Here is a 14,389-nt window from a genome sequence, read left to right as displayed (position 1 = left end):
CGCAGGGAGAAGGCATGCGGCTACGCTTCCTCGGGATCATCCCGAACACACCTGACACGGACTCGCCGACAATTTGGCAACGTTCCCCAACGTCGCGGCCGGCGAGCTGGTCCGATGGTTGCCGCGGCGCAAGGCAGGGGACATCCCGCTCCCCGGAACCGACGTGTGGATGTTCGACAACTCCTCAGTGCTGTTCACGTACTTCTCCGGAATCGGAGAGGTGATCGACCGTGAATGGCGCACGGAACCGGCCGTCGTGGAACTGGTCGGCACGGCCTTCGAAACGGTCTGGGAGCGGGCCACGCCGCACGAGGAGTACAAGCCGGTCAGACCGGTCTGAGCCATGCCTGCCTCAGAATCATCAAGCGTTCAGACAGCCCGGCAAGTCCTTGCCGATCGTCTCCGCGAGATCTGCAAGGACGCCGGGTTGGACGGCAAGACACTCGCGGCGGCGTGTGGCTGGCACCCGTCCAAGGTGTCCCGGATCTCGACCGCGAAGACTCAACCGTCTGCCGACGACATTCGAGCCTGGTGCCGGGCCTGCGGCGCGGTGGACCGAACAGATGACCTGATCGCCTCTCTCCGGGCCGTAGAGGGCATGTTCGTGGAATGGTGCCGGATGGAGCGTGCAGGGCTCCGACAGGCGCAAGAAGCCCGCTTGCCGTTGTACGAGCGGACCCGCTGGTTCCGCTCGTACTCGCCCGGGCTCGTTCCCGGACTCCTCCAGACGTACGGCTACACGGAAGACGTGTTGCGGGCGGTCCAGCGTAGACGGGTCGAGATCGACGACGTAGCGGACGTCGACCACATGTCGGCGGGCCCCTTGGACGAGGCGGAGCGCGGCACCACGGACATCACGGAGGAGGAGTTCGTCACCGGCCGGTTCACGGACCTGCCGTTCGTGCTCGGCCTCCGGGTGTTCCGGTGTCTCCAGGCCGTGGCGCAGAAGCGGGAGGGTGCGCGGCCCGTCTGGTTCTACGGTCTGGCGGACAAGTCCTGGGCGTGCGTGATGTTCAGGGATGGGGAGCGGCACGCCTCCGTCTGGCAGTCGGGGCCCCGGCATCTGTGGGACGAGGTGACCGACGCCTACCGGTGGTGGAGGAGCCGGGGATCTCCCGGCGTGACCCGCTTCGGTCTCACGGTCGACGCACACGGCCAACACGCATGGCTGGACGACCCGGCCAACGAGTCCTGGCCCGTCTGCCACCGAGTATGAGCAGCCCGCACGTGCGTCGTTCCCCGTGGCGCACGGGCGGGCCTTTCCGCTCTGAGTCCGGCCCCGTCAGCCCTGTCCCCGCTCCCCCGCGCTCCGCTCCACGCAGAACTCGTTGCCCTCCGGGTCGGTGAGGACCGCCCAGCCGGTGCCGTCGGGGTTGCGGCGGTCGTCGACCAGGGTGGCGCCGAGGGCGATCAGACGGTCGACTTCCTCGTCGCGGGTGCGGTCCTGCGGTTCGAGGTCGAAGTGGATGCGGTTCTTGACCGTCTTGCCCTCGGGGACGGTGACGAAGAGCAGGCCCGCGCCCTCGATCAGCGCCCACTCATCACCCGGATCGCCGTCCGCGTGGAGGGGTCGGCCGAGGGCTCGCGACCAGAAACCGGCGAGCGCGTGAGCGTCGGAGCTGTCGATCGTCACATGGCGGATCAGGGAAGTCATGCGGGGATTCTCGTGCAGTCCCCGACGCCGGGCAACGAGATCAAACGGCATCGGCGACGGCATCGGCGACGGCACTGGTGTCGGGGGGCTCGACGACCACCCGTACGGTGTCCCCCGAGAGGTCCACCCGGACCGCGGGGCCCTCGCTCCAGCGGACGTGGAGCCCGTGGGGCCCCTCCCCCCGGACCGACACGGTCTCCGCCAGCGGGACGGGATCCGGTTCCGCGGTCAGCCGGGCGAGGGCGACGAAGAGGCTGTCGCCGTCGCCGGTCGTCCCGGCCAGCGACTCCCCCAGCCCGAGGACGGGCACGGTCTCCGCGCGCGCCTGCCCCTCCGCCGCCCACCCGGTCACCCGTACCGGCGTGCCCGGCGCGGCCCCCGTCACCAGGTGGGCGCGCACCTCGGCCGCCCCGCGCACGAGCACCACGCTCGTCACCCGCGCTCCGCCGCCCCCCGTGTGCCGGGACGCCGCCCAGCCCTCGCCCACCCCGAGCGGTTCGATGCCGGTACGGCTCGGGTCGTCCCCGACGATCACGCTGTTGTCGTACGACGAGGAGGGCGCCGTCACCGTCGAGTAGGCGAGCCGCGTGTAGTACGGGTCGTAGCGGACGTCCTCGCTCCCGTGGTTGTGGAGGCGGACGACGCCGTCCGAACGCGTCGACTGGAGCAGCCAGTTGGGAGCGGCGATCGGGGTGGACGCGTCCGCGCGCTCGGCCGGGCCCGGCGTCTCCGGCGCCGTCCACACGGCGTGCTCGGGCGGGAGCAGCAGACCGAGGAAGCCCTTGCTCGCCCAGTACGGGGAGGCGGGGCCCGAGTAGCCCTGGAGGACGGTCGGGTCGGGGCCGTGCCAGCCGAGGGTCAGCAGGCCCCGTCCGTCGACGGCGCCCCGCTCCAGGAAGTACTTCAGGGCGCCGGAGGCCAGCCGTCGGGTCTCGCCGGGCGGCAGCGGGGTGTGTCCGGTCAGGGCGCCGAGCCAGAGGGGGGCCGCCGTGGCGAACCGGTAGGTGAGGGAACGGCCCTGGCGCACCGGGGCGCCGTCGCCGCCGAACAGGCGGGCGTGGTCGGCGAGGTGGCGTGCGAGCCGGCCGCCGTAGAGGTCGAGCAGGCGGGGGTCGTCGGCGAGCCAGGCGTGCAGGACCGGGTAGAGGTGCATCGCCCAGGCGTTGTAGTAGTCGAAGGCGCGGCGCTGGCCGTCCGTGTACCAGCCGTCGGCGACGTACCACCGCTCGATGCGGTCCAGGCCGCGCTCGACGGCCTCCCGCGCGGCGTCCGTCGCGCAGCCGGCCGCGTCCAGGAAACCGCCGACCGTCACCGGGAACAGCTCCCAGTTGCACGGGTACGGCCGGGCGGTGAGCGCGTCGGCGAGCCAGCCGGCCGCCCGCTGCCGTACGCGGTCGTCCAGGCGGTCCCACAGCAGGGGCCGGGTCAGCCGCAGGGCGAGCGCGATGGAGGCCGCCTCGACGAGCGGCTGGCCGTGGTCCTCGATGCGCGGCCAGACGCCGGACACGCCGGCCGCGAGGCCCTCCGCGTAGCGTTCCAGGGCCGTCTCGTCACGGCGGAAGGCGGCGAGGAGGAAGGTGCGGGCGTAGCCCTCCAGGCCGTCGGAGAGACGGCCCGACCAGCTCTCGCGGTCGCCGGGAAGGTGGTAGAGGGCGCGGTCCTCGGTGGCGTACAACTCCACGGCGGCGAGCAGGGCGTCGGCGGCCGCCACCCAGTGGGCGCGGGTGTAGCCGGTGCGGGGGCTGAGGTCGTGGTCGGGCGGGGGCAGGTGCATCGGCGCTCTCTCCGTCGGGGGCCGGGACCGGCCGGCCCCGGGCGTTCCGGTGCCGGGGCGTCGCGGGGTGTTCCGGTGCCGGGCGTCGCGCTGCCGGGCGTCCCGCTGCGAGGCGGGAGGCGGAACCTGGAGGTATCCCGCCCCCGGCAAGACCAGAACCTGGAATTGTGAAGTATCCCGCCCCCGGCAAGGCCAGAGCCTATGGAGGTGTCCCGCCCCCCGGCAAGGCGGCAAGGCCAGGGCCTGGGGGCGTCCCGGTTCCGGTCGGGGCGCCCCCAGGGGCTCATCCCACCCGCACCTTGCCCCTGGGCACCAGACGCAGGTCGAGGAGCGCGTCGCGGACCAGGCCCGCGTACACGGTGGCCCCGTACGCGGAGGTGTGGGTGTTGTCCCGTTTCTCGTTGTAGAGGTACAGCGCCTTGGATCCCTCGACGCCCAGGGACTCGACCAGCGCCTTCGTCAGGGCGGTGAGGTCGATCAGCGGGACGTCCTGGGCGGCGGCGACCTCGCGGATCACCGCCGGGTGGTCGACGCCGAGGCCGTTGACCAGCAGGGCCGTGCCGTTGTTCAGCGTGCCGTCGGCGTTGAACCAGCGGCGCACGATCGGCGTGACGAGGACCGGCTCGCCGCCCTTCTCGCGGATCCCCGCCACCAGCGTCTCCAGGTTCGCCCGGTAGGTCGCCTCGTCGGTCGTCTTGTCGTTGTGGGCCAGTTGGACGAGCACCAGGTCGCCGCGGCGGATCTGGGGCCGCACGGTGGCCCACAGCTGCGGGTTCCCCAGGTAGGTGACCGTACTCTCCCCGGAGTCCGCGTAGTTGGCGACCGAGACGCCCTTGCGCAGGTACTGCGGCAGCTGCTGCCCCCAGCCGGAGTAGGGGTCGCCGGGCTGGTCGCAGACGGTGGAGTCGCCGACCAGGAAGATCTGGCGGGTGGCGGAGGTCCCGCCGCGCGAGGAGGGCCGGGCGTCGGCGAGGCGGGCCGGGGTGACGCGGATGTCCGCGAGCGCGGGGGCCGAACCGCCGAGGACGAGGTCCAGGCCGGGGGTCCCGTCGGCGCCGGTGGGTTCGCCCTCGGGGGTGCGGACGTTCACCGTGAAGCCGCGGGCGGCGCGTTCGCCGGCCGGGACGGCGGTCTCGGGCAGGAGGGAGCGCCGGGTCTCCCCGCTGACGGCGGTGCTCGACGCCGCCTCGCCGCCGAGGAGGACCGTCACGTCGTAGGTGCCGGGCGCTACGTCGAAGTGGCAGGCGGTGGCGGCGCAGTTCTCGATGCCGAGGCCCGGGCCGCCGTCGTGGGCCTGGGCGACGGGGACGGCCGTCAGGGCGGTGGTCAGGGTCAGCGCCGCCAGCACGGCTGGGGTGAAACGTCTCACTGCGGCTCCTCGGTCACGGGTGACAGGGCTGGCGGCTGGACGGTACCGCCTCCGGCAAGCGCTTTCTAGACCCTTGACTCAAATCCAACAATCGCCAACTCCACGCGTGTGAAAGCCCTTTCGCGAAATCGATTCAACTGCCACGCTGACCCATCACCCGCACCCCCCGTACCCCCACACCTCCCGAAGGAGGCACCCCCATGTCCGGATCCGAGAGCCACCGGCCGGTCCGACGCCGCACCTTCGTACTCGGCACCGTCGGCGTCACGGCCGCCGCCGGCTCGGCCGCGCTCGCCGGTCCGCTCGCCGCCCCCGCGTCCGCCGCGGCCTTCGGCTACAGCGACGACGGCTCGAACTACGTCGTCGACACCGGCGCCCAGCTGGTCTTCAAGGTCGGCAAGACCAACGGCGACCTGACCTCGCTGGTCTACCGGGGCGTCGAGTACCAGGGCTACGACGGCAAGAACTCGCACATCGAGTCCGGCCTCGGCACCTCGACGGTGACCATCGCCCAGTCCGGCTCGACGATCCTGATCTCCGTCACGTACGGCACGCTCAAGCACTACTACGCGGCCCGCAGCGGCGAGAACAACATCTACCTGTGGACCGACAAGGCCGACAGCTCGGTCAGCGCCACCCGTTACATCGTGCGCGTCAAGGCGGGCCTGTTCCTCAACGACGAGCCCGACTCCTACACCTACGCGCCCACCACCATCGAGGCCTCGGACGTGTTCGCGAAGTCCGACGGCCAGACCCGTTCGAAGCACTACTCGAAGCTGCGGGTGATGGACTACGACTACATCGGCTGGACGACCGGCAGCGTCGGCCTGTGGATCGTGCGCAGCAACCACGAGAAGGCCTCCGGCGGGCCCTTCTACCGTTCGCTGCTGCGCCACCAGAGCGCGGACGGCGGCGGCCTGTACGAGATCCTGTACTACGGCCAGAACCAGACCGAGTCCGAGCGCTACGGCCTCCAGGGCCCGTACGTCATCGCCTTCACGGACGGCGGCGCGCCCTCCTCCTCGCTGTACCCGGGGACCCTCACCACGTCGTGGGCCGACTCGCTCGGCCTGTCCGGCTACGTGGCCTCGGGCGGCCGCGGCCGGGTCGCGGGCGTCGGGATCACCGGGCGGAACACGGCGTACGCCTACACGGTGGGGATCGCCAACTCCGCGGCGCAGTACTGGGGTTCGGCACGCTCCTCGGACGGATACTTCTCGATCGCCGGAGTCCTGCCGGGGACGTACACGCTGACCGTCTTCAAGGGCGAGCTGGCGGTGTACACCACATCGGTGACGGTGTCCGCCGGCGCAACGACCACGCTCAACACCCTCGCGATCCCCTCCTCGAACGATCCGAGCAACGCGAGCGCGATCTGGCGGATCAACGACTGGAACGGCACGCCCAGCGGCTTCAAGAACGCCGACCTGATGACGTACGCCCATCCCTCCGACGTGCGCGCCTCGGCCTGGACCGGCAACGTCGTCATCGGCAGCGGCACCGAGACCTCGGCCTTCCCCTGCTACCTCTGGAAGGACGTCAACAGCGGACTGCTGGTGTACTTCAAGCTGACCGCGGCCCAGGCCGCCGCCGCGCACACGCTGCGCATCGGAGTGACGACGGCCTACGCCAACGGCCGTCCGCAGGTCGTCGTCAACGGCGCCTGGACGTCGTCGATCCCCTCCCCGCCCACGCAGCCGAGCACCCGGTCGCTGACCAACGGGTCCTACCGGGGCAACAACCACACGTTCACCTACAGCGTTCCGGCGAGTGCCTGGCTCACGGACACCAGCCAGTACAACGTGCTGAGGATCGACGTGGTGAGCGGTTCGGGGACGACGGCCTATCTCAGCGCGGGCACCTCGATCGACGCGATCGACCTGCTGGCCTGACGCGGGGGGACGTCACGTACCGCGCGTCCACTGCTGGTTGGCCGCCCCGTTGCAGGTGTAGGTGATGACGGCGGCGGAGTTGGCGGTGGACGCGCCGTTCACGTCCAGGCACTCGCCGGTGGTGCGGGCCTTGACCAGCCAGTAGCTTCCGGAGGCGGTCAGACTCCACTGCTGGGCGGTGGCGCCGGCGGAGCAGTTCTCCTGGGTGACGTCGGTGGAGTTCTCCTGGAGGCACAGGGAACTGCCGCGGCCCACCAGCTGGTGGTAGCCGGTGCCGAGGTCCTTGAACCACCACTTCTGGTTGGTGCCGCCGTTGCAGGTGTACTGGCTGATCGCGACGGCCTGCCACAGGGACTGGTTCGGCACGTCCGCGCACTTGGAGCTGTTCCGGGCGATCAGCGTGTGGTAGGTGGCGCTCGTCCCGCTGATCGTCCCGGCCGTGGCGTCGACCGTGACCTCCGGGTACCAGGACATCGACATCGAGGTCGTGGTCGGGAAGGCCAGCGGCAGCCACACGTACCGGGAGTCGTCGACGGTGCCGCCGAAGGAGTTGCCCCAGCGGTCGCCCAGGTAGAGGTAGGAGGTGCCCGACGATCCCGTCACCGGCAGAACGTACGCGGTCTGCGATCCGTACGCCGTCGAGTCGCCGACGTTCGTCATCGAGCTCCACGGGCCGGCGAGGGAGGTGGCGGTGGCGTACTGCTGCTGGTTGGCGCTCCAGCCGGTGGCGCCCGAGGTCAGGATGAAGTAGACACCGCCCCGCTTGAAGAGAGCCGGGGCCTCCCGGTGACCACCCGCCCAGGGGTTGGCGACCAGGCTGTCGACGCCGAGGTAGTCGGCGGTCAGCTTGTACAGGTGCAGGTCGTAGTTCTCGTTGGCCGCCGAGACCATGTAGCCGGTGCCGTCCGTGTCGACGAACGTCGTGATGTCACGGGACATGTAGGTGCCGAACGGCCGGAAGCTGCCCTGGTAGGTGTAGTTACCGTCGACGGTGTCGGAGACGGCGACGGCGGCGCGGGCCTCGCTGTAGTCGGTGCCGTTCTCCTTGTGCATCCACATCACGTACTTGCCGGTGGAGGCGTTGTACACGACCTTCGGGCGCTCGATGTTGGCGGTGGCCAGCTCCGGGTCGCTCGCCTGGGTCAGGACGTGGTTGCGGAACTCCCAGTTCTTCAGGTCGGTGGACCGGTAGGCGTCCACGTACCGGAAGGTGTTGTCGGCGTTGCGGTGCTCGCCGAACCAGTAGTAGTACGAGCCGGCCTTGAGGACGCCGCCGCCGTGGGCGTGCACGGGGCTGCCGGCCGTGTCGGCGAACTGCGTGCCGTTGGCGATCGTCTGCGGTGCGGCCTGGGCCGGTCCGGCGCCGGCGAGGGCGCCGGCCAGCGCCGGACAGAGGGCGAGCAGGATCGCGTACGCACGTCTCATGTCACGCACTCTCCTTCACGGTGTCGGCGGCCGTGTCCGCCACGGGGACGCCGAGATCGGGGGTGCCGTCCGGGTTCCAGCCGAACGTCTGGAACCGGGTGTGGCGGTTGGGGTCGTCCAGGGGTTCGCCGTCGATCTCCCGGTAGGAGCGGGCGTGGTAGATCAGGACGTCGGTCTCGCCGTCCTCGGCGACCGTGAACGCGTTGTGGCCGGGTCCGTAGACGCCGTTGGCCTCGCTGGTGGTGAACACCGGGACCGGGGACTTGGTCCAGGCGGCGGGGTCGAGGAGGTCGCTGTCGGCGTCGGCGGTGAGCAGACCGAGGCAGTAGCGGTGGTCGGTGGCGCTCGCGGAGTAGGTGAGGAAGACCCGGCCGTGGCGCTTGAGGACGTACGGGCCCTCGTTGACCCGGTGGCCCCGGCACTCCCAGTCGTACTCCGGCGCGGACAGGCGCACCTGGGGTCCGGCGAGCGTCCAGGGGTCGGCCATCGCCGAGAGGAGGATCACGGTGTTGTGGCCGCCGAGGGAGGGGTCCTGCTGGGCCCACGCCAGGTACCGGGTGCCGCGGTGGGTGAAGGTGGTGGCGTCCAGGGAGAAGGTGTCCCAGGCCGTCTCGACGCGGCCCTTCTCCGTCCAGGTGCCCTCGAACGGATCGGCGGCGGTGTTCTCCAGCACCCAGACGCGGATCGCCCACTCGTCGTCGGCGGGCGCGGCGGCGAAGTAGACGTACCAGGCGCCGTCGATGTGGTGGAGCTCCGGCGCCCAGATGTGCGCGCCCATGTCTCCGGTGGGGTGGGCCCGCCAGATCACGGACTCGGCGGCGGTGGCGAGACCGGCCAGGGTGCGGGAGCGGCGCAGGACGATGCGGTCGTAGTCCGGGTGGGTCGCCGTGAAGTAGTAGTGGCCGTCGGTGTGGCGGTGGACCTGCGGGTCGGCGCGGTGCGGGACGAGGGGGTTGGGGTGCACGGGGTGGCCTCTCGCCGGAGTGTCGTTCGATACTGCGAACGGCATGTGGGATGACGAACGCCGAAAACGTAAGGGCGGGGTGGGAGCGGGTCAACGGGTACGACGGGGGCCGTGTGGGGGGGGCGGGGGGCGGGAGCGATGCCCCCCTGCCGCCGGGCGCCAGTGGGGGCGGGAGCGACGTCCCCCTGCCGCCGGGCGCCAGTGGGGGCGGGAGCGATGCCGCCCCTGCTGCCGCGCGCCGCCGGCGGTGGCGGGCGGGCGGCCAGGGACGGAGGTCCCCGCCGCCGGTCGCCCCGCGGGGCCGGCGGGCGCGCCCGCACCGCTGTCCGCATGGTGGGCGTCCCGTTCACGCAGCGGACGACGGAGGTCGTGTGCGGACGCGTCGACTAGCGTCGTCACATGACCAGCGACATCCCCGAATTCTCCGCCCCCCTCGCCGAGGCCCTCGCGGCCGGGCCGGTCATCCTGGACGGCGGCCTGTCCAACCAGCTGGCGTCCGCGGGGCACGACCTGAGCGACGAGCTGTGGTCGGCGCGGCTGCTGGCGGAGCGGCCCGAGGCGGTCACCGAGGCGCACCTCGCGTACTTCCTCGCCGGCGCGGACGTGGCGATCACCGCGAGCTACCAGGCCACCTTCGAGGGCTTCGCCAGGCGCGGGATCAAGCGCGAGAAGGCGGCCGAGCTCATCGCTGTGAGCGTCGAGCTGGCGCTGGACGCCACGCAGCAGGCGTGGGCGAGGGGCGTGCGGCGGCCGCTGTACGTGGCGGCCTCGGCCGGGCCGTACGGCGCGATGCTCGCCGACGGCTCCGAGTACCGGGGCCGGTACGGGCTGAGCGTCGCGGAGCTGGAGGCCTTCCACCGGCCCCGTCTGGAAGTGCTGGCCGCCGTCGGACCCGACGTACTGGCCCTGGAGACGATCCCGGACACCGACGAGGCCGAGGCGCTGCTGCGGGCGGTGCGAGGGCTCGGCGTGCCGGCCTGGCTGTCGTACTCCGTCGCGGGCGACCGCACCCGCGCCGGGCAGCCCCTGGAGGAGGCGTTCACCCTGGTCGCGGACGCGCAGGAGGTCATCGCCGTCGGCGTGAACTGCTGCGCGCCCGAGGACGTCGACGGCGCGGTCGAGATCGCCGCCCGCGTGACCGGCAAGCCGGTCGTCGTCTACCCCAACAGCGGCGAGACCTGGGACGCCCGGGCCCGCGCCTGGGACGGCCGCCCCACCTTCGCCCCGGAAGAGGTCCTCGGGTGGCGGGACTCGGGCGCCCGGCTCATCGGCGGCTGCTGCCGGGTGGGCCCGGAGGCGATCACGTCGATCGCGCGGACGCTGACGGCGGGGTAGGCGCGGCGGTCACGACCGGAATGCAGGCAGGTGCGGGCGGACGGAGGCGGACGGCGCACGGCGGCCGGGCACCGGAAGACACCTCGGACCTCGGGCGTCCCAGCCGTCGATCGGCAGGGGGACGTCGTGTGCTGCGAACGTCCATGCCGGTTGTCAGACGCTGGCGAAAGCGGACAGGAGCGTGTCGGCTCGGAGCCGTAGCTCATGCGTCCTGGTTCCTGTGACGCTGACGGACACTTCCTGGCCGCCGACGGCTTGAGCGAGGGCGACCTCCAAGATCGCGTCCGTGCCCACCAGGGGATACGAGTACCAGCTGTCGGGCGCCTCGTCGTCGGTGTCCTGGACGCCGGCTTCGATGGTTTCCCAGTCGGTTTCGTCGAAGGCGTATCCGGCGTAGCCGGACAGCAACTCGAGGAAGGCCCGCAGGTTGCGGCCCCAGATCCATCCGGCGATCGGCTCGGTCACGCGTCCCCCGTCCCCGTGAGAGGGACAGCATGGCAGACGTGGTCGAGCCGTCAGGCTGGAGCACCCACCCGGACGACACGGGGATCGGAACGGCCGGAGGGCGGACGCGACGACCGGCATACGGGACGGCCGCCGAAGGCGACGGTGGCCGGAGGCGACGGCGGCCGGAGGCGACGGCGGCCGGAGGCGACGGCGCCAGGTGGTCAGTGGCGGTGGCCGGAGGCGACGGCGCCAGGTGGTCAGTGGCGGCGGACCCCGCCGACGCGGCGCAGGCGGCGGACCGCCGACCGGAGTTCGGTCGCACGCAGGGGGCGGGCGGTCAACGCGTCCGGCGAGGCGGGAGACGCGGGCGGCGTGGCCGTGGAGTCGTTCGCCCACAGGGCCAGTTCCCGGTCGCGCGGACCGTGGACGGTGTGCGCGACACGGTCGCCGTCACCGAAGACGCACACGGGGTGCGTCGCGTCCCAGGCCTCCCAGCCCGGGTCGCCGGTCTCCGCGAACCGCACCCAGGCCCGGTGCATCGCGTCGGCCAGTGCCCGGGGGGCGCCCTCGCCCGCGAGCTTCGCGGACTCGGGCGCGTCCCCGGTGTCGAAGACGAAGCCCAGCTCCAGGGCGTGGCAGGAGCCGAGGCCGGGCCGCAGGGAAGGCCAGGCGAACTCGTACACGTACGACGAGCCGGGGCGGGCGTCGGCCAGACGGTGCAGGGGCAGGCGCAGCAGGTGGTCGGTGACCATCTGGCCGACGGTCTCGGCGGTGCCGGCCTCCGGTCGCAGGGCGCGGTAGCCGCGCGGCACGTCGTGACCGCAGTGGCAGCGGGCCATGGCGCCGGCCAGCGCGACGGCGCCGAGGCGGTCGACGCGTTCCAGCAGGCCGCCCGGGACCAGCCACAGCCGGTACTCGTCGCGGGTCCAGCCCAGCAGCAGGTCGGCGCCACGCGCCGCGTCGCCGTCGACGAGGGCCTGCAGAGGGTGGCGGGGGACGAGGTCGCCGTCGATGACGATGCCGAAGGCGGGCCCGCCGAGCACCGGGCTGCTGAGCCGGCTGACGTCGGCCTGGGCGCGCAGCAACTGCTCGCGGTCGACGGCGGCGAACGCCTCCGCGGTGGCCGGGATCCGCATCCGGTTGGCCATCCGGCGGACCATGCGCCGCACCTTGTCCCGCTCGAAGGCCTCCGGTGCGCCGCTCTGCAGGACGGCCCGCCGGAACAGGCCCTGCGCCTGGGGCGCGGCGATCAGGGCACCGGTGCTGATGGCGCCCGCGGACTGGCCGGCCAGGGTGACCCGTCCGGGGTCGCCGCCGAAGGCGTCGATCGACTCGTGCACCCAGCGCAGCGCGGCGAGCTGGTCGCGCAGGCCGGGGTTGGCGGGGGTGTCCGGGAACAGGCCGTACCCCTCCACACCGAGCCGGTAGTTGACGGAGACGAACACGATCCCGTCCCGTGCGAAGTGCCGCCCGTCGTACACGGGCACCGCCGAGGAACCCCTGGTCAGTGCGCCGCCGTGCAGCCACACCACGACCGGCAGCCGGGCGCCGGGACCGGGCTCGGGCGTCCACACGTTGAGGTTGAGGCAGTCGTCGCCGTCCACCACCGGATCCGACAGGTACCGCGCGAAGGCCTCGGAGTACGGCGGTTTCGGCGCCGTCGGCCCGAAGGCGCCCGCGTCGCGGACGCCGTCCCAGGGCTCGGGCGGCTCGGGCGGCCGGAACCGGCGGGGTCCGAAGGGGGGCGCGGCGTAGGGGATGCCGCGGAAGACGGCGACGCCTTGCTCGTGGCGACCGCGCACGGCTCCGTACGGGGTGCGGACCACCGGGTCCGCCCGGTTCGCCGCCGCGGGGGTCGTCCGGCCTGCCGTCATGAGCCCACCAGCCCTTCGCCGCGATCGTCCGCCGGTACCACCAGAGCACCACAGCGACGCCCGGTATTCCGGCGCACGGACCTCCCGCGGAGCCGTGCGGAGTGCCTCGGGGCGCCCGAACCGGCCTGGTCGGGCCGCTGCCGGTCCCGACCGTCGCCCCGCCACGGCCGGGACCGACGCCCTGGGCCGTCCGGGCGACGCGCCCGCCTACGCGGGAGCCGGCGGGCGTCCGCCACGCGGGAGTCGGCGGCGCGCCCGCCACGTGGGAGCCGACGACGCGGGCGGCTGCACCGTCCCGGCAGCCGTCCTGGGAGCGACCGCTCCCGGCATTTCCTCGCGACGACGGAGATGTTCGATCCCGTTCCCGGTGTCTTCCCGACACGCTGAGGCGCACCTAGGATAGCAAGCGCTTTCTGCGAGCCGTCGGGCTGGATCGGCTCCGAAAGGGCGGTGGTCGAACTTTCGCTGGCCCTCGGGCGGGCCGGAGAGGTGGTTCCCGATGGTCCGCACGGGCAGTGCGAGCATGACGGCCGGACCGACGCTGGCGGTCGTGGCCCGGGAGGCGGGCGTGTCCGTGCCGACCGCCTCCAAGGTGGTCAACGGCCGTGAGGACGTGGCGCCCGAGACCCGACGCCGCGTCACCGAGGCCCTGGACCGGCTCGGTTACGTGCGCAGACCGCGCTTCGACGCCACGAAGCCGCCCCGGCTGGTGGACCTGGTCGTGGACTCGCTGGAGAGTTCCCTGTCCGGCGCGGTGCTGCACGGTGTGGAGGAGGCGGCGCACGACGCCGGCCTGGACGTCGTCGTCTCCGCCGCGCTCTCCCGCACCCGGGCGGGCCGTCCGCAGCGCGGCTGGCTGGACAAGCTCGCCGCGCGCGGCTCGGCGGGGGTGCTGTTCAACCTCGCCGAGCTGACGGACTCCCAGTACCTGTGGCTGGAGCAGCACCGCATCCCGTACGTGATGATCGATCCGCTGGTCGAGCCTCCGCCGGGCGTGGTGTCGGTGGGCGCGGCGAACTGGCACGGCGGGGTGACCGCGACCGAGCATCTGCTGGCCCTCGGGCACGAGCGGATCGCCGTGATCGCCGGTCCGCGGCGCAGGATGTGCAGCAACGCGCGGGTGGCCGGCTACCGCTCCGCGCTGGCCGCGGCGGGCGTCGCCCACCGCCCCGAGTACCTCCGCCACGGCGGCTTCGACCAGACCGTGGCCCGCCTCCGGATGCATGAACTCCTCGATCTGCCCGAGCCGCCGACAGCCGTCTTCGTCTGCTCCGACCACATGGCGCTCGGTGTCTACGAGGCCTTGGCGGAACGGGGATCGAGGGTGCCGCATGACGTCAGCGTGGTCGGCTTCGACGACCTCCCCGAGGCCCGCTGGACCACGCCGGCGCTGACCACCGTGCGCCAGCCGCTGGCGGAGATGGCGGCGACCGCCCTGCGGCTGCTGGTGCGGATGATGGACGGGGAGCGCCCGGAGGGGACCCGCACGGAGCTGTCGACGCGGCTGGTGGAGCGGGCGAGCACGGCGGCCCCGGCCGGGTGAGACACCGGTCCCGGCTCGCCGGAGCGGGTGCCGTCGCCGGGGACCGGGCAGGCGGTCGGTCATGCGGGCCGACCCTGTGCGGGCCGGGATCCGACCCGCAACGCACCCCGCT

The 14,389-nt window shown here is 72.6% G+C and carries 11 protein-coding genes and 1 pseudogene; 5 read left to right on the top strand and 7 right to left on the bottom strand.

The window, feature by feature from the left end; all coding sequences use genetic code 11:
• Window positions 1-73: 73 nt before the first annotated feature.
• Both ACFV9M_RS13550 and ACFV9M_RS13545 read left to right on the top strand, forming a co-directional pair.
• Window positions 74-340 carry a DUF6879 family protein gene (locus ACFV9M_RS13550; RefSeq protein WP_385066389.1) on the top strand — a complete coding sequence of 89 codons (267 nt, stop codon included), beginning with the start codon at window positions 74-76 and terminating at the stop codon, window positions 338-340.
• A gap of 3 nt (window positions 341-343) precedes the next feature.
• Window positions 344-799: pseudogene (locus ACFV9M_RS13545) on the top strand (helix-turn-helix domain-containing protein); the annotation flags it as partial.
• Window positions 800-1,282: 483 nt separating this feature from the next.
• Here ACFV9M_RS13545 and ACFV9M_RS13540 read toward each other — a convergent pair.
• The 3 genes from ACFV9M_RS13540 to ACFV9M_RS13530 all read right to left on the bottom strand — a co-directional run bounded on the left by ACFV9M_RS13540 (window position 1,283) and on the right by ACFV9M_RS13530 (window position 4,797).
• Window positions 1,283-1,654: a VOC family protein gene (locus ACFV9M_RS13540; RefSeq protein WP_385066392.1), complete on the bottom strand. Its 372-nt coding sequence runs from the start codon at window positions 1,652-1,654 to the stop codon at window positions 1,283-1,285.
• A 40-nt stretch (window positions 1,655-1,694) separates the two neighbouring features.
• The gene (locus tag ACFV9M_RS13535; RefSeq protein WP_385066395.1) at window positions 1,695-3,428 is read right to left on the bottom strand and encodes a DUF2264 domain-containing protein; all 1,734 of its coding nucleotides are present in this window, start codon (window positions 3,426-3,428) and stop codon (window positions 1,695-1,697) included.
• Between the two features lie 283 nt (window positions 3,429-3,711).
• The gene (locus ACFV9M_RS13530; RefSeq protein ID WP_385066398.1) at window positions 3,712-4,797 is read right to left on the bottom strand and encodes a rhamnogalacturonan acetylesterase; all 1,086 of its coding nucleotides are present in this window, start codon (window positions 4,795-4,797) and stop codon (window positions 3,712-3,714) included.
• A gap of 200 nt (window positions 4,798-4,997) precedes the next feature.
• Between ACFV9M_RS13530 and ACFV9M_RS13525 the strand changes: the two genes are divergently transcribed.
• Entirely contained in the window at window positions 4,998-6,689 is a 1,692-nt protein-coding gene (locus ACFV9M_RS13525; protein WP_385066404.1) for a rhamnogalacturonan lyase B N-terminal domain-containing protein, read from the top strand.
• Window positions 6,690-6,701: 12 nt separating this feature from the next.
• On the opposite strand, the gene ACFV9M_RS13520 is transcribed toward ACFV9M_RS13525, so the two are convergent.
• A complete protein-coding gene (locus ACFV9M_RS13520) occupies window positions 6,702-8,114 on the bottom strand; it encodes an RICIN domain-containing protein (RefSeq protein ID WP_385066406.1) in 1,413 nt (470 codons plus the stop codon).
• Between the two features lies 1 nt (window position 8,115).
• Window positions 8,116-9,123 (bottom strand): family 43 glycosylhydrolase, encoded by a 1,008-nt coding sequence (locus ACFV9M_RS13515; RefSeq protein ID WP_385066408.1) that lies wholly within the window; start codon window positions 9,121-9,123, stop codon window positions 8,116-8,118.
• Between the two features lie 354 nt (window positions 9,124-9,477).
• Between ACFV9M_RS13515 and mmuM the strand changes: the two genes are divergently transcribed.
• The gene (mmuM, locus tag ACFV9M_RS13510; RefSeq protein ID WP_385066410.1) at window positions 9,478-10,413 is read left to right on the top strand and encodes a homocysteine S-methyltransferase; all 936 of its coding nucleotides are present in this window, start codon (window positions 9,478-9,480) and stop codon (window positions 10,411-10,413) included.
• A gap of 153 nt (window positions 10,414-10,566) precedes the next feature.
• Here the strand turns inward: mmuM and ACFV9M_RS13505 are convergent, their stop codons facing one another.
• Both ACFV9M_RS13505 and ACFV9M_RS13500 read right to left on the bottom strand, forming a co-directional pair.
• Window positions 10,567-10,878: a hypothetical protein gene (locus tag ACFV9M_RS13505; protein ID WP_385066412.1), complete on the bottom strand. Its 312-nt coding sequence runs from the start codon at window positions 10,876-10,878 to the stop codon at window positions 10,567-10,569.
• Window positions 10,879-11,117: 239 nt separating this feature from the next.
• Complete coding sequence (locus tag ACFV9M_RS13500; RefSeq protein ID WP_385066415.1) at window positions 11,118-12,734, bottom strand: carboxylesterase/lipase family protein; 1,617 nt, start codon at window positions 12,732-12,734, stop codon at window positions 11,118-11,120.
• Between the two features lie 499 nt (window positions 12,735-13,233).
• Here ACFV9M_RS13500 and ACFV9M_RS13495 point away from each other — a divergent pair, with 499 nt between their 5' ends.
• Window positions 13,234-14,277 carry a LacI family DNA-binding transcriptional regulator gene (locus ACFV9M_RS13495; RefSeq protein WP_385066416.1) on the top strand — a complete coding sequence of 348 codons (1,044 nt, stop codon included), beginning with the start codon at window positions 13,234-13,236 and terminating at the stop codon, window positions 14,275-14,277.
• Window positions 14,278-14,389 lie beyond the last annotated feature (112 nt).

Source organism: Streptomyces sp. NPDC059895 (assembly GCF_042731035.1).
Classification (GTDB): Bacteria; Actinomycetota; Actinomycetes; order Streptomycetales; family Streptomycetaceae; genus Streptomyces.
The sequence above is the reverse complement of the archived record's forward strand: the minus strand, read 5'-3'. Positions and strand labels throughout refer to the sequence as shown.